Below are 16,723 nucleotides of genomic sequence, written 5' to 3' on the forward strand. Positions count from 1 at the left end.
GGGCAGCCGCCGGATGCCGCTGCCCGGACGCTTCCCCTCCAACCGGGCAGCGGCGCGCGGGCGGAACCACCACCGCCGCTCCTCTACCCCTCGACGAGCCGGCGGGCGGCCCCGGCGATGTGGGTGCGTGAGATCCCGGCCGCCTCGAGGAGTTCCTCCGTGGTGCCCGAGCCCGGAAGGCCGGTGACGGCGAGATGGGCGAAGGCAGGGTGGTGGCCGGTCGGGGCGAGGGCGGACAGGACGGCTTCGCCGATCCCGCCCTGCGGACGGTGGTCCTCGACGACGACGAGAGCACCGGTCTCCCGGGCCGCGCCGGTGAGGACGTCCATGTCGATCGGCTTCACGGAGTACAGGTCCACGACGCGCGCCGGAATGCCGTCGTCGGCAAGACGCTCGGCGGCGGCGAGGCACTCGTGGAGGGTGACGCCGGCGCCCACGAGCGTGACCCGGTCGTGCGCACTGCGGCGGAGGACCTTGGCACCGCCCACGGGGAAGGTCTCGCCGTCGGGGTAGAGCACCGGGTACGCCCCGCGGGTGGTGCGCAGGTACGAGATGCCGTCGAGATCGGCCATGGCCACGGTCAGGGCCGCCGCCGAAGTGGCGTCGCTCGGGTAGAGAACGGTGGACCCGCGGACGGCGCGCATCATGGCGAGGTCTTCGAGCCCCATCTGAGACGGGCCGTCCGCGCCGATCTCGACGCCGCAGTGCGTCCCGCACAGGGCCATGCTGATCTGCGAGACGGCGGCCATGCGGATGAAGTCGTGCGCGCGCGTGAGGAAGGCGGCGAAGGTGGTCGCGTACGGACGGAATCCGCGCACGGCCATGCCGACGGCCTCGGCGATCATCTGCTGTTCGGCGATGTAGCTCTGGAAGTACCGCTCGGGGTGGTCCTTGCGGAAGTCCTCGGCGTGCGTGGAGTTGCCCACCTCGGCGTCCAGCACGACGACGTCGGGACGGGCGCCGAGCGCGGCGAGGGCGCCCCCGAAGGCGACCCGGGTGGCGACCTCGTCGCCGACGTCGAAGCGGGGGAGCGAAGGGAGCTCGACGTCCCCTGCCTCCGTCCCGGCCGCACGGGGCGGGGACGCGGGCGGCGCGGCGGGCGGCACGGGCCCGCGCACCCGCAGATCGCGTACGCCGCCGAGTTCGGCGACGGCCCGGTCCGCCATGTCCTGCGGCAGCGGCTTGCCGTGCCAGCCGTTCTTGTCGGCGACCTCCGCCACGCCCCGCCCCTTGACGGTCCTGGCGACGACGACGGTGGGCGCCTGTCCGTCGGCGGCCGTGGTCAGGGCCCGGTCGATCGCTTCCACGTCGTGGCCGTCGATCACGATCGCCCGGCACCCGAACGCCTCCACGCGGCGGGCGTACGCGTCGGTGTCCCACTCCAGTTCGGTGGGACCGCACTGACCGAGGCGGTTCACGTCGACGAGCACGGTGAAGTTCGCCAGCCGATGGTGCCCCGCCCTGTCGAGGGCCTCCCACACCGAACCCTCGGTCATCTCGCTGTCGCCGCACAGCACCCACACACGGAAGTCGCGTTTCTCCAGGTCACGGCCCGCGAGCGCCATCCCCACGCCGTACGCGACGCCCTGCCCGAGCGAGCCCGTGGCCACGTCCACCCACGGCAGCACGGGCGTGGGATGGCCCTGCAGCCGGTTGCCGAAGCGGCGGTACGTCGTCACCAGCTCGTCGTCGCCGATCGCCCCGGCCGCCTTGAACATCGAGTAGAGCAGCGGCGAGGCGTGCCCCTTGGAGAAGACGAGGTGATCGGCCGCCGGATCGTCCGGCGCCTCCCAGTCGTACCGCAGGTGGCGGGTCAGCAGGACCGCCATGAGGTCGGCGGCGGACAAGCTGGAGGTCGGGTGCCCGGACCCCGCGGCCGTACTGGCCCGGATGGAATCCACGCGGAGCTGCTGGGCGAGCTCGAAGACCTGGTCGAGGCCGCTTCCGGGGCCGAGCATGGTCGTGGGACTGAGCCGGGGGGTGCGCAGGGTCGAGATCACCTCGTTGTCCGTGACCTGGGGGAACTCCTCGTACCACTCTCCGACCGACCGGAAGGAATCCGGCCGGTGCAGACAGATCACCTCGTCCGCCTCGCGGCGCATGGCGTCGTGGGCCTCCCGCGAGCAGACCGGTACGGCGAGGATCAGCCGCTCCGGACGCGTGCCGCGCAGATGGCGCAGGGCGGCGCGCGCGGTCACGCCCGTGGCGAGCCCGTCGTCGACGAGGACGACGGTCCGGCCGGCCGTGGCGGGCGCCGGCCTGCCCTGCCGGTACAGATCCTCGCGGCGGTGCAGCTCGGACCGCTGGCGGGCGACCTCGGAGGCGAACTCGTCCTCGCTCATCCCGAGCATCGCCAGGCTCGCCTCGTCGAACACGGGTGCGTCCTCACCCACGAGGGCGCCGACGCCGACCTCGGGCCGGTCCGGCATACCGATCTTGCGTGCCACCAGCACGTCCATCGGGGTTCCGAGAGCGCGGGCCACCTCCGCCGCGACGGGTACGCCGCCACGTGGGAGCGCGAGCACGACGGGATCCGCGAGGCCCCCGCCGGCCGCCCGCGCGACGAGTCGGGAGGCGAGTTCCTTACCGGCCTGTCGATGATCGTGGAACCGCATCGGAGATCATCCTTCCTTCCGCGATGCCGGACGCCGCCGACGAAGGCCCACGACGCCCAAAGGCTGGGCACACCGGCGACTACCCGGTTCGAGGAAGGACATGACCGCTGCGAGGGCCCGTCTGCGTCAGGCGTTCGGCCGTTCGTCATGGCGGGTGGTCCGGCGTCCGGCGGCGCCACTCGGCGTGCCGCTCCCGCGTTGGTTGCCGTGACGCCGTTTGCAGTGACGGTTCTGCACGCGGGGCCTGCGGGTTCCGTGCCGAAACGAGGCCTCGGGAACACGGCGTCCCCGATCGAAGCGAGGCGACCAGGTGGTCGAGCACCCGAAGGTGTGGACGTGTGACGACGGCCCCGGGCGGGCGCCCGGCGGCCGGCCGGGGGGAACGGGCAGCCTCGTCGGCCGCGACGCGGAGCTGGCCGAACTCCGGGCGGCCCTGGCCCGGCACCGGCTCGTGACCGTGACGGGAGCGGCCGGAGTCGGCAAGAGCCGGCTCGCCCTGACCGTCACCGACGCCCCGGGCGACGGGACCTGGCGGGCCGTGGTCCGGGTGCGCTGGCACGACGGCGTGCCCGTGGGCCCGCGCGCACTCACGACACGGCTCGTCCGGGACCTCACCGCCGCGACTGCTGGGGGCCCGGAGGCCGCGATCGTGCCAGCGCGGGACGCTGCGAACGCCCGCAGGCCGCCGGCCGCCGCCCGCGACGACATGGGCGTCGTCGCGGCGGTGCGCGCCGTACCGGCCGAGCCCCTCCTGCTGGTCCTGGACGACGTCGACCCCGTACACACCGAGTGCGCGGGCCTCGTGCAGCGCCTCCTGATGGCCGTGCCCGGACTGCGCGTCCTCGTGACCGCCCGCCGCGCCCTCGGCCTCGGCGACGAACACGTGGTGCGCGTCGCACCCCTGGAGGTCGAATCCCCGGCGGGCGGGCCGGAGCCGTCCCCCGCCGTCGAGCTCTTCCTGGCCCGCACGCCGTCCCCCACGCCCGGCGGCCGGCCGGTGGAGGACTCCGACCTGCCGGACGTCAGGAGGGTGTGCCGACTCCTCGAAGGGGTACCCCTCGCGATCGAACTCGCAGCCGGTCAGCTGGGCGACGGGTCGCTCCGCGAACTCGGCGCCCGTCTGGAGTCGGGCCAGTGCTGGCTGACAGGTCCGGGCCCCGCGCTCCGGCGGCACCGGTCCCTGGCCGCCTCCATGGGTGCGGTCCACGCGCTGTGCGACCCGGTCGTACGGAGGGTCTGGCACCGCGCGAGCGTCTTCGAGGGCTCGTTCACCGAGGCGACGGCCGTCCTCCTGTGCTCGGGAGCCGAGGTCGAACCGGACCAGGTCCCCTCCAGCCTCGCCCTGTTGAGCGCGGCGGGGGTACTCCGGGTGCACGGAGAGCCGGGTGCGGTACGCCGGCCCCGCTACCGCATGGCGCGCGCCGCACGGGACTTCGGCGGCGAACGGCTCCGCGGGGCGGGGGAGTTCCCGGCCGCGCTCGCCCGGCACGCGACCCACTACCGCGGCGTGGCGGCGGTGGCCGAGACGCTGTGGCACATGGGCCTCCAGCAGCAGGCGCTGCGGATCGTCCTGGACGAGTACGAGGACCTCATGGCACTCGTTTCGCGGGCACTGGCCCGCACTGGGCGGGCGCCGGGCCGCGTACCCGAGCGTGCGCCCGACCCCGACCCCGTACCCGACCCCACGCCCGACCCCGTACCCGACCACGCGCCCCACCCCTCGCCCGACCCGTCTCCCCCCGGCGAGCACACCGAGACGGCCCTGGAGATCGTGCTGCGGCTCTGGTTCTGGTGGGCGGTCCACGACCGCGCCGGCGAGGGCAGCCGGCTCCTCCTCGGCCTGCTGCCCCATCTCCCGCCGGACAGCCCGCTCGTGGCACGCGGAAGATGGCTGGCCGCCTGGCTGATCGCCGACCACGACCCGCGAACCGCCCATCACCTCCTCGACCTCGCCTGGCCCGCCGCCGTCATGGCCGGCGACGACGCCCTCGTCGGCCGCATCGCCCACGTCCACGGCACACTGGCCTGGCGGCGGCAGGACACGGAGGCGGCCGCCCGGTACTACCGCCAGGCGGCCGACACCATCCCGGAGGCGGCCCCCGGCGGCCCGCCGCCGACCGTCAGCCTCGCCGCCCTGGCCATCGCCCAGGCCCCCACCGCACCCGAGACCGCCGCCCGCACCGCCCGCCGCGCCCTCGCCCAGCGCCGTAACCGCGACGACAGCTGGGCCACGGCCCTCGCCCACTACGCACGCGCCTTCGCCGACCGCAGCGCCGGACGCACCGGCCGCGCACGGTACCGCGCCCACCGCGCCCTGAGGCACCTCACCGCCGGCCCGGACACCGCCCCGCAGGCCCACACCGCGCTCCGCCGGCTGCTCGACCACCTGGAACCCGCCGCCGACGGCCCCCGTACGCCGACGCGACACGACAAGGACAGCTCCGGGCCTGAGACGTGGAAGGCAGGACAGGGCGCCGCCGACTACGGCATACTTACCCCTCAGTAACTAAGGTTCGCCCGCCCGAGCCTCGGCCCTCCCCTCCGAAGGAATCCGATGCCCTCGCCCGCACGTTCCGCGCTCCTGCTCGCCGGTCTGCTCGCCTCGGCGGGCGTCGCCCACTTCGTCGCCCCCAAGCAGTTCGACGCCATTGTGCCGCGCGCTCTGCCGGGCAGCCCGCGCACCTGGACCGCCGCCAGCGGCGCGGTGGAACTCGCCCTGGCCGCGGGGCTCGCACTCCCGGCGACCCGACGCGTGAGCGCCCACGCCACGGCCCTGTTCTTCGCCGGGGTCTTCCCGGCCAACGTCAAGATGGCCTACGACTGGCGGAACCGCTCGACGACCGCCAAGACCCTCGCGTACGCACGGCTTCCCCTCCAGGTCCCCCTGATCCTCTGGGCCCGCCGGGCAGGCCGCGCGGAGCAGTAGCACGCCTCCGTACGCGGCCGACCTCAGCCGGCCGAGTCGAGGAGCAGGCGCGCGGCCACCACCGCCCCGTCGGTGCGGACCGTCCCGGCGACGGCGGCCGCACGCGCCCGGATCGCGGGGGCCAGGGCCGTGTCGAGCGCGTCCGAAAGGGACTCCACCGTCGGCATCGGGCCGTCGTGCGCCACGCCGATGCCCGACGCCGCCACCCTGCCGGCCCAGTACGGCTGGTCCGCGCCCTGCGCCACGACGGCCTGCGGCACCCCTGCCACGGCGGCCGTCGTCGTGGTGCCCGAGCTGCCGTGGTGCACGACGGCGGCCACCCGGGCGAACAGCTCCTGGTGGTTCACCTCGCCGACGGCGAGGCAGTCGTCCCCGTCGTCGGCGAGGGCCAGACCGGCCCAGCCACGGGAGACGATCGCGCGCAGGCCCCGCGCCCGGATCGCCTCGACGGCCACTCGGGCGACATCCTGCAAGGCGCCCGGGGGCATGCTGCCGAACCCCACGTACACCGGCGGTTCCCCGGCGTCCAGGAACGCCGCGAGGTCCGGCGGGAGCGGACGTCCGTCCGGCCGGATCCAGGCGCCGGTCTGCACCACGTCGAGTTCCGTCGGCCGCCACGGGCTCAGGACCGGGTCGGTGGCCAGCCACGGGGTCCCGGTGAACGCGTAGTCGCGGACGTTGTCCACCGGGGCGAGACCGATCGCCGCCCGGTGCGCGTTGATCTCCGCACCGAACATGTCGTTCGCGTTCTGCGCGTCCAGGTCCCACAGCGCCCGGTTGTCGGCCACCCCCGGGGGCATCGGACGGCCCCGCCGCGCCGGGGGCGGCTGGTGCGGCGACGGCAGGACGACCGGCTGGTGACTGGCGTGCACGTAACGGATGCCCAGCTTCTCGGCCACCGACCGCGCGCCGGCCGTGACGGGCAACGGACCGGTCGCCACCAGCACGTCACACCCCTCGGCCGCCGCGGCGACCGTCCCGAACTGAGCGGCCATCAGGTCGGCCGCCCGCCGAGCGAGTCCGGCCGCAGAGCCGGGCTTCACCGAGGCCACCAACGGACGCACGGGCTGTCCCACCGGCACCATCGGCACCCCGGAACCGGCCAGCAGCGCCCCGAACTCCTCGTCCGGCGGCGCGCACACCCGCACGTCCGCGCCGAACTCCCGCAGCCGTACCGCGAGTCCCACCATCGGTTCGACGCTCCCGCGCGACCCATACGTCGACAACAACACGCGCACTACGCGGCCCCCATGTCCAGCACGTTCCGATCCGAGCCGCCCATTCTGAGCCACCCCCGCCCCTCCCCGCGAGCGCGCCCCCAGCCCTCCCCGCGAGCGTGCCCCCGGCCCTCCCTACGAGCGTGCCCCGGTTCTCCCCGCGAGCGCCCCCGGCCCGCCCCCCTCAGGGGCGCCGCCAGTCGTTCTCCCGCAGATGGGACCCGGCCATCGGGCCCATGCGCAGCATGCCGCCGTCCACGGCCCAGGACGCGCCGGTGACGTACGAGGCGTCGGGGCCGGCCAGGAAGGCGATGACGGCGGCGACCTCCCGGGCGTCCCCGGGTCGGCCCAGCGGAACACCGGGCCGGGACTCCCGCCGTACGTCGGTGTCCTCCTGACCGGTCATCGGCGTGGCGATCTCACCGGGGGCCACGGCGTTGACCGTGATGCCGTACTCGGCCAGCTCCAGGGCCATGACCTGGGTCAGGAGTCCGAGCCCGCCCTTGGCCGCGCAGTACGGACCCGCGCCCACACGCGGCTGGTGCTCGTGGACGGACGTCACGTTCACGATCCGGCCACCGCCGCCCTGGGCGATCATGCGCCGGGCCGCCCGCTGGGAGCAGAGCAGCGGCCCGACCAGGTCCACGTCCAGGACCTGACGGACGGTCGCCAGGTCCAGGTCGAGGACCGGAGTGGCGGTGCCGGTCCCGGCGTTGTTGACGAGGACGTCGATCCTGCCGAGCGCGTCGGCGAGCCGGTCGACGACGTCCGCCGCCTCGGGGAGCCGGGTGAGGTCCAGATGCTCCACCACGGCGCGGCGGCCGTGCCGCCGCACCTCGTCGGCGGTGGCGTGGGCGCCCTCCGCGTCGCTGTGCCAGGTGATGCCGACGTCCAGGCCCTGCTCGGCCAGCCGGACGGCGACGGCCCGCCCGATGCCCGAGTCCGCGCCGGTGACCAGGGCGGTGCGGGGCCGGAAGGTGAGGTCGCCGGGAACGGCGGGCGCTTCGGCGCCCGCCTCCGTGGGGCCCGGCTCCCGGCCGGCGTCCGTCTCCCGGCCGGCGTCCGTCTCCTCGGTGTGCCGCGTATCCATACCCTGCCCTCACCCTCCTGTGAGTCGGACCGACGTCCTCCCTCGTCCTCCACGTGCGTCAGACCGACGCGGGGAACCGCTGCCACACCCGGTGGCTGCCGAGCAGCCCCGTCAGCTCGGACAGCACCTGCCCGGCGGCGTCGCCGACGACGACCCCCGGCGCGTCCATGGGCAGCCGGGCCGCCTCCAGGGCCGTCGCCCCCTCGCCCGTCGCGCAGACGGCCTTGCCGTGCCGGTACGCCTCCGTGAGCAGCAGCGCCACACGCGGGTCGAGGAGCGGGGCGTCGGTCGCGAGGAGGCCGGCCTTCGCGTCCCGTACGCCCTGCGCGTCGAGCCCCGGAGCGGGGCAGGCGGCCACATACAGCGCGTCGAACTCGGTGGACCGCGCCGCGGCGAACGTGCGCTGCACCGCGACCGCCTCCCCGCCGGCGTCGAGGGTGCCACCGGTCGCGGCGATCACCAGCGGCACCGTGCCCGCGCTCAGAGCGGCCTCGCGGAACGCCCGTACGGCCGCCATGCCCTCGGCGTCGGTCTCGTCGGCGACGATGCCGATGACGCGCCCGTCGACCGGCCACGTCTCGCCGAGCTGGGACAGCGCGGGGCTCGGCTGGACCTCGGCGAACGGCACCGTCGCCGGCGGCACGGACAGACCGAGACCCGTGGCGACGCCCTCGCAGAGGACGGGGTCGATGTTGGCGAGGACGGTCAGGACCCGCTCCTTCACGGCCTGTTCGAAGCACTTGCTCAGCTCGAAGGTGTAGGCCGCGATGATGTGCTCGCGCTCCGTCGGCGTCATGCTCAGCCAGAAGAGCCGGGCCTGCCCGAAGTGGTCGGAGAACGACTGGGGAGCCTCACGCTCCTTCGTCGACTCCGGGACCGGCACGGGCGCCTCGATGTACGCGCCGGTGTCCGCACCCGCGAGGAACGGGCAGCCGCCGTCCAAAGAGTTGGGGTGGTAGGGCGCGACGCCGGTGTGGACGGCCGTCTGGTGCATGCCGTCGCGCAGCATGTCGTTGACCGGGGCGTGCGGACGGTTGATGGGGATCTGGGCGAAGTTGGGTCCGCCGAGCCTGCTGATCTGCGTGTCCAGGTAGGAGAAGAGTCGGCCTGCGAGCAGGGGGTCGTCGGTGACGTCGATGCCGGGCACGAGGTGGCCCGGGTGGAAGGCGACCTGCTCCGTCTCCGCGAAGAAGTTCTTGGTGTTCGCGTTGAGGGTGAGCAGACCGACCGGCTGTACGGGGGCGAGTTCCTCCGGCACGATCTTCGTCGGGTCCAGCAGGTCGATGCCCTGGAAGGTCTGCTCCGGGGTGTCGGGGAAGGTCTGGACGCCGAGTTCCCACTGCGGGAAGGCGCCCGCCTCGATCGCGTCGAACAGGTCCCGCCGGTGGAAGTCGGGATCCATGCCGTTGATGAGCTGCGCCTCTTCCCAGACGAGCGAGTGCACGCCCAGCTTGGGCTTCCAGTGGAACTTGACCAGGGTCGTCGTGCCGTCGTGGCCGACGAGCCGGAAGGTGTGGACGCCGAAGCCCTCCATCATCCGGAAGGAGCGGGGGATGCCCCGGTCGGACATGTTCCACAGCGTGTGGTGGGTGGCCTCGGTGTGCAGCGACACGAAGTCCCAGAAGGTGTCGTGGGCGCTCTGCGCCTGCGGGATCTCCCGGTCGGGATGCGGCTTGCCGGCGTGGATGATGTCGGGGAACTTGATGGCGTCCTGGATGAAGAAGACCGGGATGTTGTTCCCGACGAGGTCGAACGTCCCCTCCTCGGTGTAGAACTTCGTGGCGAAGCCGCGCGTGTCGCGGACGGTGTCGGCCGAGCCGCGCGAGCCGAGGACCGTGGAGAACCGTACGAACACCGGTGTCTCGACGTCGTCGGCGAGGAACGCGGCCTTCGTCAGCCGGCTCGCCGTCCCGTAGCTCCGGAACACGCCGTGGGCCGCCGCTCCGCGCGCGTGGACCACGCGCTCGGGAATGCGCTCGTGGTCGAAATGGGTGATCTTCTCGCGCAGGTGGTGGTCCTGGAGCAGGACGGGTCCGCGGCTGCCGGCCTTGAGCGAGTGGTCGGTCTCGTACAGCCGGGCTCCCTGCGCGGTGGTGAGGTACGCGCCGCTCTGGGCCGAACGGGCGGGGTCCTCCCCGGTGGCCTGACCGGTGGGGCTGACCGTCTCAGGGCCGCTCTGGTCCGGCTTGGGCGGCAGCGGGCCGCGGGGCTGTGTGGGCTCCTCGAGGGACGAGGGCTTGGCTCCGGGCCGCCCGGGGACGCCGGACTCGGGGGACGACGGGTCCGGGTTCGGGTTCGCTGTCATGTGGGGACACTCCTGTTCGGGTGGGGGTCTCGCTCTCCCACGTTTGCCCTGTCGCGAATGACCTGAACATACGAGATTGCCCGGATATGGGCGACTCAGGTGACGGGCAGGGGACACGGGCCACTTAGGTGACGGGCAGGGGACACGGGCGACTTCGGTGGCGGGTGGGGGGCCGGGCGACTTCGATGGCGGACAGTGAAGAGAAGGGGTCTCCCACTCAGCGGAACGGCCGGGACCGGAGTCTGCGGGGCGCCAGGACCGGGCGGTGCGAGCGCAGGGCGGCGCGGGCGGCGTTGGCGCCGGGGGCGCCGTGCACACCACCGCCCGGGTGGGCGGTGGCCGACGCGAGGAAGAGCCCCCGGATCGGGGTCCGCGGACGCCCGGTGCCGGGCACGGGGCGGAAGACCAGCTGCTGGTGCAAGTTGGTGGTGCCCTGGTTGACGGCGCCTCCGACGAGGGACGCGTTGAGCCGCTCCAGGTCGGGCGGCGCCAGGACCCGGCGAGCGACGATCGACGCGCGGAACCCGGGCGCGAGACGCTCGATGCCCGCCTCCACGCGAGCCGCGACGACAGCCTTCTCCCGCTCGTCCCACAGCCCGCGCAGACCGTCCTCCCCGGCATCGCCCCTGATCTCCTGCGGCACGTGCGTATAACCCCAGGCCGACTCCGTGCCGTCGGGGGAGCGGGTCGCGTCGGCCGTGGTCATCTGGCCGAGGACGGTGAACGGCACGTCGGGTACGCGACCCATGGCGAGCTGGGCGCCGAAACGCGTGAGGTCGTCGACGCCGTCGGCGACATGGACGGTCCCGGCGCCGTGCGCGCCCTCGGCCGTCCAGGGGATCGGACGCGCGAGGGCCCAGTCGACCTTCACCGTGGAGAAGTCCCACTGGAAGCGGCGCAGATCGGCGCGCAGCCTCGGCGGCACGTCCTCCGCCGCCACCAGACGCCCGTACAGCAGCGGTGCGGGCACGTCGGCGAGGACGGCCCGGCGCGCGGGGATCTCGCTGCCGTCCTCGGTACGGACGGCGACGGCGCGGCCGCCTCGGACGACGACGCGCGTCACCGTCCGGCGGCAGTGGAGGACCCCGCCGCGGGCCTGGAGCCGCCGGACGAGCGCGCGCGTGAGGCTCCCCGCCCCACCGGTCGGCACCGGGAACCCGTACGCCTGGCCGAGCATCGACATGAGCCAGCCGAAACCGCCGCCGAGAGCGGACTCGGGCCCCAGGTCGGCATGGAGCGCGTTGCCCGCGATCAGCAGCCTGCCGCCTTCACCGGCGAAGTTCTCCTCGCCGAAGCGCCGGGCCGGCAACAGCATGGTCCGGGCCAGCCGGAGGCCGTCGTACGGGCCGGTGCGAGCCGCGAGCCGCAGCCCCGAGAGGACCGGCGGGAAAGGGGTGAAGAGACACCCCACCAGATCGTCGCCGACGCGCCGCCAGATCCGGTAGAGACGCTCCCAGGAGGCGCCGTCGGGCGCCGCGAACCCCGCCAGCGATGCGACCGTGCTCTCCAGGTCCCGGGAGAGCACCGGACACCGGCCGTCGGGGAGCGGGTGGGCGAGGACGGTCGGGGCGTGCGTCCAGCGCAGCCCCTCCTCCTCCAGGCGCATGGCGCGGATCACCGGGGAGGCGGCGGCCAGCGGGTAGAACGCGCTGAACAGGTCGTGCACGTAGTCGGGATGGACTCCGCGGTCGCTGCGCACCGCACCGCCCGGCTCGTCCTGGGCCTCCAGGACGACGACCCGCCACCCGGCGTCCGCGAGGACGTTGGCCGCCACCAGACCGTTGGGACCGGCGCCGACGACCACCGCGTCAGGCGTCGACACGAGGCCCGCCCTGCCCCGGACCCGCCTCCGTGTCCGCGTCGGAGTCCGCGTCCACCTCGGGCCCCGACTCCACGAGCCGGGCCAGCCGGGCCAGCATGGCGCGGTGCCGCAGCTGGATGGCGGCGTCGAGCAACGTGTTGTGCCAGCGCGCCATCAGCCCGGTCAGCGGGTGTTCGTCGACGACGACGAGGGTGTCCTCTCCCCAGCGCTGGACCGTGATGGCGATGCGGACACTGCTCGACGTGCCGTTCATGGCCTCGAGTTCGAGGCGCTGCCCGGGCTCGAAGACGCGCGAGACGGTACGGCCCTCGTACTCGAACGGACCGAGCCGCACCGCGTACCCGATCTCCGATCCCTCGGCGGGCCACCGCCCGTCCCGGTTCCATGAGTCATCGGTGCCGATCACCCAGCGGGTGTAGAGGTCGCCGTCGCGCAGGACCGACCAGACTTCGGCCGGGGGCTTGCGGATGAGCTGATGGCGCACGGCCATGAGAGGCCTCCTGGTGGCTCGTGGACGGTACGGTCACCCACCACGACCACCGCGCGGCGCCGCCGTGGCGCCGGACGGGGCGTAGAGGATGCCGGTCGTGACAGGGATCTCGCCGGGTGGCGACAGATACCGGTACGCGGTGTGGCGGCCGATGGCGGCACGAACGAGGCCGGGGGCCACCGCGTATCCCCAGGTGAGGACACGGCCGAAGGCCCCGACGGTGACCTTCCTCCGGTGGTGCCGTGAAGCGCGGACGACGGCCCGTGCCACGCGTTCGGGGCGTACGAGCGGGGGCAGGGCCCGCACCCGGCGGCCGCTGTGGTTGGCGGCGTGCCGGAAGAAGGGGGTGTCCACCCCGGCCGGCAGGACGCTGCAGACGTGCACGCCGCGTGCCCCGGAGAGCGCCAGCTCCTGCCGGAGGACGTCGTCGAACGTGACAAGGGCGGCCTTGGACATGGCGTACGCCGACATGTACGGCGCCCGCACGACTCCACCGAGGACGGAGGAGACGTCGATGAGCACACCGCTTCCCTGACGGCGCATGACAGGAACGGCGGCACCGGCCCCGTGGACCACCCCCATCACGTTGACGTCGAACAACCGGCGCACGTCCTCGGGCGGCATCCGGTCGGCCCCGCCGAGGATGCCGACGCCCGCCGCGCTCACCCAGACGTCGATCCGGCCGTGCCGCGCGAGCGCCGCGGCCGCCAGAGCCTCCACGGCCCGGGCATCGGCGACATCGGTGGGAACGGCAAGCGCCTCGGCCGCACGGTGAGCGCCCGCGCACTGCCGCGCCACGTCCCCGAGGACGGCGGCGCTGCGCGCGGCGAGCACGACCCGGGCGCCGCGTCGCGCGAACGCGAGGGCCACCGCGCGCCCGATCCCACTCGAAGCGCCGGTGACCACGACGACCGGGCCCTGCGCCCGCTCCGAGCCACGCCTTCTCATGCCCCGGCGTCTGACCCCTTCCAGGTCACTTCATGCGCGGGAGCCACGGGTTTCCCCGGGACCGCCGACCTCTCGACGGAGCCGCCGTCCCCACGCCGCCGGCCTCCCGGCGAACGGAGAGAACGTGGGAGCGGGGTACGCGCGGCGCCGATCCGTCAGGCCGCTAGGGTGCGGCCATGGTCGATCAAGGGCAGGACACAGCACTGCGCACGGAACCGGTGGAGTGGTCCTACCGGCCGACCCGCGCCGACATACGCGCGGGCATCCGGGTACGCGACCGGATCAGGGGGCTGTCAGTGGTCCGGGGCGTGGTGGGCAGCCTCTTCGCGGGGCTCGGGGTGCTGCTCGTGGTCAACGGAGCGCCGATCGGCTCGGTCGTGCTCCAGGGGCTCGTCGTGCTCCTGACCTGGTCGATCCCCCACATCCAGGCCCGCCACGTCCTGCGTCTCGTCGCATGGCAGGGCGAGTACCGGGCCACGGTGGCCGACGACGGCATCTCCGCCACCACCGACCACTGCACGCTGACCCAGCGCTGGTCGATGTTCCGCGGCTACCGGGCGACCCCGGACCACTGGGTCCTCCTGAGCCGGGACCCGAACATCCTGGCCGTCGAAGTACTCCCCAGAAGAGGCCTCCCCCCGGAGGACGGCACCCGCGTCCAGACCATCCTGGACCGCCACCTCGAACAGGTCTGACCTCACAGCGATCGCGACGACGAGCGGAAGGGGCTGCCGTGGAACGGCGCCGGAAGAAGAAGCTGTGGCGAGGCCTTGGTTCCTTCGGAGCCGCCACCCTCGCCCGCACCTGACCGGCGCCGCGATCCTGCCGGTCGACGTACGGCGTACGACGTACACCGCGCCGCTTCCGTCAGTACGCGTTACGCCGCCGAAGCCGGGCCGGGCGCCCGTCCGGATCCACCAGGAGGCGGTACGGCGGCATGGCGAGGCTGCGCGTCAGGCGGGACATGTCGGGCGGCCGGTAGGCGCGCAGCCGACCGGGCGGCCGCCGGCCCTGGCGGCCCCCCTCGTGCCAGGCGTCCAGGGCCGCGGCACTGGCGGCGAAGGCGTCGAAGGCGCGCGCCGGATCGCACAGGTCGTCCGTCGCGGAGGACGGGTACGGCCCGCCGCCACCCCCCACGTGCTCACAGGAGAGCTCCAGCCGCAGGTCCCTCGCGAAACGGCGGGCGTCGTCCCCGAGCCCGCCGGGGTCGCGCGGTGGCCGACCGTCCGCACCGTCGTCCAGGACCACGCAGTTGAGCTCCGAATCATGGGTCCAGGAACGGAGGTTGACGTTGTCGGAGCCGACCGACGCCCACACGTCGTCGATCACGCACACCTTGGCATGCACGTACACGGGGGTCCCGACGTCGTTCTCCAGCCCGTACACGGCTACCCGGTCGCCGCCCGCGCGGCGCAGCCTGTCCAATGCCGTGACGCGCCCGACCAGGTTCATGGGAAGCGTGATCCGCCCGTCCTGCTCGGGGACGGTGGGGATGACGGCGATCAGACGCAGGCCGGGATTCGCGCGCAACGCCCGGGCGAAGAACCCCACGACGTTCGGGGACCACAGGTACTGGTCCTCCAGGTAGATGAGCGACCGCGCCCGGCGCAGGGCCTTGAGATAGCTGCGCGCGATGCTGCGCTCACCGTCGGGGGCGAAGGGATAGCCGCGCAGCAGCCGGTTGGGGTAGGTGCGCAACACCTGCACCGTGTGGCTGCCGCGGGGCTCGGGGTCGGGCAGCTGCAGAGGCAGGGCGTCGGCCTCGGTGTCCTCGCGGTGCACGAGCTCGCGGAGGCGGACCAGAGGACTGCGGCTGAGGGGCGAGGGATCCTCCCAGCGCTCACGGAAGTTGGCTTCGAGATCCCCGACCGCGGGGCCGCGGATGGCCAGCTGCACGTCGTGCCAGGGAGGCCGGGGGCCGTAGGCCGACGCGAAGGGCACCGTCTGGGGGTCGCCGTGGTGGGAGGCGTCGTCGTTGCGGCTGTGGCACAGGTCGATGCCTCCGATGTACGCGACGTCGAGGTCGGCCCGGCCCGGATGGCGCAGGACGACGAGCTTCTGGTGATGGGACCCGCCGGGCCGCACCCGCATGTCGAGCAGGCACTCGGCACCGGCCTCCTCCAGCTCCTCTCCCAGGTGGCGGTTCTCGCTCTCGCTGAACTGGAACTTGTCCAGGTGGGAGCGCCACACGAGCCCTTTCACGATCACCCCGCGCGCCGCCGCCTCACCGAGGACGTCGATGATCTCCGTACCGGCGCCGTCGAGACGTTCGTCGGGATCGCCGCGCCAGTCGGTGAAGAGCAGAAGGTCTCCGGCACGCTGCGCCCTCACTCCCCGGAGCAGCTCGCCGAAGTACGCGGCCCCGTGCACCAGGGGCCGGACGTCGTTGCCGCGGGTCCATGCGGCTCCGTCGGGGTGGCGCCTGTCCAGACGGGTCGAACGGTTCCCGCGCTCGCCCGCGGTGAGCAACCAGTCGCTGTACTTCACGGTGACCTCCACCCGGCGGCTACCCGCGCTGCCCGGGCCGACGCCCGCCCCCGCCCGCCATGTGATCGCGACCGATTACCTCACCACTGGACACGCGAAAATCTATCTCGGCCGGAGTAGACATCGGGCAGTGATCTGGCTACAGTTTCTCTCGTAGCCCAGAGAGACAAGCAGGGCCTGGCAGAGATGAACTGCCGGCAGCAGTACCAGCAGTACACGCAGTCGGATCGCAGAACGGTACGGCGGTGGAGTTTCGAAGCCAGGTTGTCGCAGGACGGCGACGGGGCTGACGGCCGGACCGGGTGGCCCGAGGTGATCAGGGGCCGCCGTGAGCAGTACGCATGACCAGCAGTGCCGCAGTACAGCAGTACCCCGATGGAAAAGTAGTTGATCACCAAGGAAAGAACGGAGGAGCCGAGCGCCATCAGGATCGCCCGGGCGGAAGCCAAGAGCCCGGGTACCGCAGGACATCGATAGTGAGGTGGTCTCCGGTCAAGCAACCGCGATCCCCGCACCCCCGAGAGCATCTCGGTCGGGTCCGCGGAAACAGAAAGCCGGCGCAGTACCAAGCCCGGCAGGTGGTGTAGCAGTTCCTTCGGGGCCCTGGTGCCGTACGGCACCAGGGCCCCCTGTACGCGTTTCGCAGAGAGGTGCAAATGACAGCTGACGGCTCGTACGACCGTCTCGACGACGACGACTACCCCGCCTACACCATGGGTCGGGCCGCGGAGATGCTCGGCACCACCCAGGGCTTCCTCCGCGCCATCGGCGAAGCCCGCCTCATCACCCCGCTCCGCTCGGCGGGCGGCCACCGCCGCTACTC

At 73.5% G+C, this 16,723-nt stretch carries 12 protein-coding genes and 1 pseudogene; 4 read left to right on the forward strand and 9 right to left on the reverse strand.

The window, feature by feature from the left end; translation table 11 throughout:
* Window positions 1-83: 83 nt before the first annotated feature.
* Together ABT034_RS24020 and ABT034_RS24025 are read right to left on the reverse strand one after the other, a co-directional pair.
* A complete protein-coding gene (locus tag ABT034_RS24020) occupies window positions 84-1,958 on the reverse strand; it encodes a transketolase (RefSeq protein WP_351218493.1) in 1,875 nt (624 codons plus the stop codon).
* Between the two features lie 114 nt (window positions 1,959-2,072).
* Window positions 2,073-2,615 (reverse strand): annotated as a pseudogene (locus tag ABT034_RS24025) (phosphoribosyltransferase); the annotation flags it as partial.
* Window positions 2,616-2,925: 310 nt separating this feature from the next.
* On the opposite strand from ABT034_RS24025, the gene ABT034_RS24030 reads away from it, so the two are divergent.
* The gene (locus tag ABT034_RS24030) at window positions 2,926-5,121 is read left to right on the forward strand and encodes an ATP-binding protein (RefSeq protein ID WP_351218458.1); all 2,196 of its coding nucleotides are present in this window, start codon (window positions 2,926-2,928) and stop codon (window positions 5,119-5,121) included.
* Window positions 5,122-5,169: 48 nt separating this feature from the next.
* On the forward strand, window positions 5,170-5,541 hold the full coding sequence (locus ABT034_RS24035; RefSeq protein WP_351218460.1) for a DoxX family protein: 372 nt from the start codon (window positions 5,170-5,172) through the stop codon (window positions 5,539-5,541).
* 23 nt (window positions 5,542-5,564) lie between these two features.
* Here ABT034_RS24035 and ABT034_RS24040 read toward each other — a convergent pair whose 3' ends face one another.
* From ABT034_RS24040 to ABT034_RS24065, 6 genes are all read right to left on the reverse strand, one after another.
* Window positions 5,565-6,731, reverse strand: a complete 1,167-nt coding sequence (locus ABT034_RS24040) for a glycosyltransferase (RefSeq protein ID WP_351218462.1) — start codon at window positions 6,729-6,731, stop codon at window positions 5,565-5,567.
* A 211-nt stretch (window positions 6,732-6,942) separates the two neighbouring features.
* A complete protein-coding gene (locus ABT034_RS24045) occupies window positions 6,943-7,848 on the reverse strand; it encodes an SDR family oxidoreductase (protein WP_351218464.1) in 906 nt (301 codons plus the stop codon).
* A 58-nt stretch (window positions 7,849-7,906) separates the two neighbouring features.
* On the reverse strand, window positions 7,907-10,153 hold the full coding sequence (locus ABT034_RS24050) for a catalase (RefSeq protein WP_351218466.1): 2,247 nt from the start codon (window positions 10,151-10,153) through the stop codon (window positions 7,907-7,909).
* Between the two features lie 217 nt (window positions 10,154-10,370).
* Window positions 10,371-11,975 (reverse strand): phytoene desaturase family protein, encoded by a 1,605-nt coding sequence (locus tag ABT034_RS24055; protein ID WP_351218468.1) that lies wholly within the window; start codon window positions 11,973-11,975, stop codon window positions 10,371-10,373.
* Window positions 11,962-12,465: an SRPBCC family protein gene (locus tag ABT034_RS24060; RefSeq protein ID WP_351218470.1), complete on the reverse strand. Its 504-nt coding sequence runs from the start codon at window positions 12,463-12,465 to the stop codon at window positions 11,962-11,964. The genes ABT034_RS24055 and ABT034_RS24060 overlap by 14 nt, the downstream gene beginning before the upstream one ends.
* Before the next feature lie 33 nt (window positions 12,466-12,498).
* A complete protein-coding gene (locus tag ABT034_RS24065) occupies window positions 12,499-13,413 on the reverse strand; it encodes an SDR family NAD(P)-dependent oxidoreductase (RefSeq protein ID WP_351218472.1) in 915 nt (304 codons plus the stop codon).
* Window positions 13,414-13,589: 176 nt separating this feature from the next.
* Here ABT034_RS24065 and ABT034_RS24070 point away from each other — a divergent pair, with 176 nt between their 5' ends.
* Complete coding sequence (locus ABT034_RS24070) at window positions 13,590-14,108, forward strand: YcxB family protein (RefSeq protein ID WP_351218473.1); 519 nt, start codon at window positions 13,590-13,592, stop codon at window positions 14,106-14,108.
* A gap of 172 nt (window positions 14,109-14,280) precedes the next feature.
* Here the strand turns inward: ABT034_RS24070 and ABT034_RS24075 are convergent, their stop codons facing one another.
* Window positions 14,281-15,900, reverse strand: coding sequence for a phospholipase D family protein (locus ABT034_RS24075; protein ID WP_351218475.1), 1,620 nt, complete (start codon window positions 15,898-15,900; stop codon window positions 14,281-14,283).
* A gap of 656 nt (window positions 15,901-16,556) precedes the next feature.
* Between ABT034_RS24075 and ABT034_RS24080 the strand changes: the two genes are divergently transcribed.
* On the forward strand, window positions 16,557-16,723 hold a 167-nt coding region (locus tag ABT034_RS24080; RefSeq protein ID WP_502973041.1), incomplete at its 3' end, for a MerR family transcriptional regulator.

The organism is Streptomyces sp. NPDC002773 (assembly GCF_040295605.1).
GTDB lineage: Bacteria > Actinomycetota > Actinomycetes > Streptomycetales > Streptomycetaceae > Streptomyces.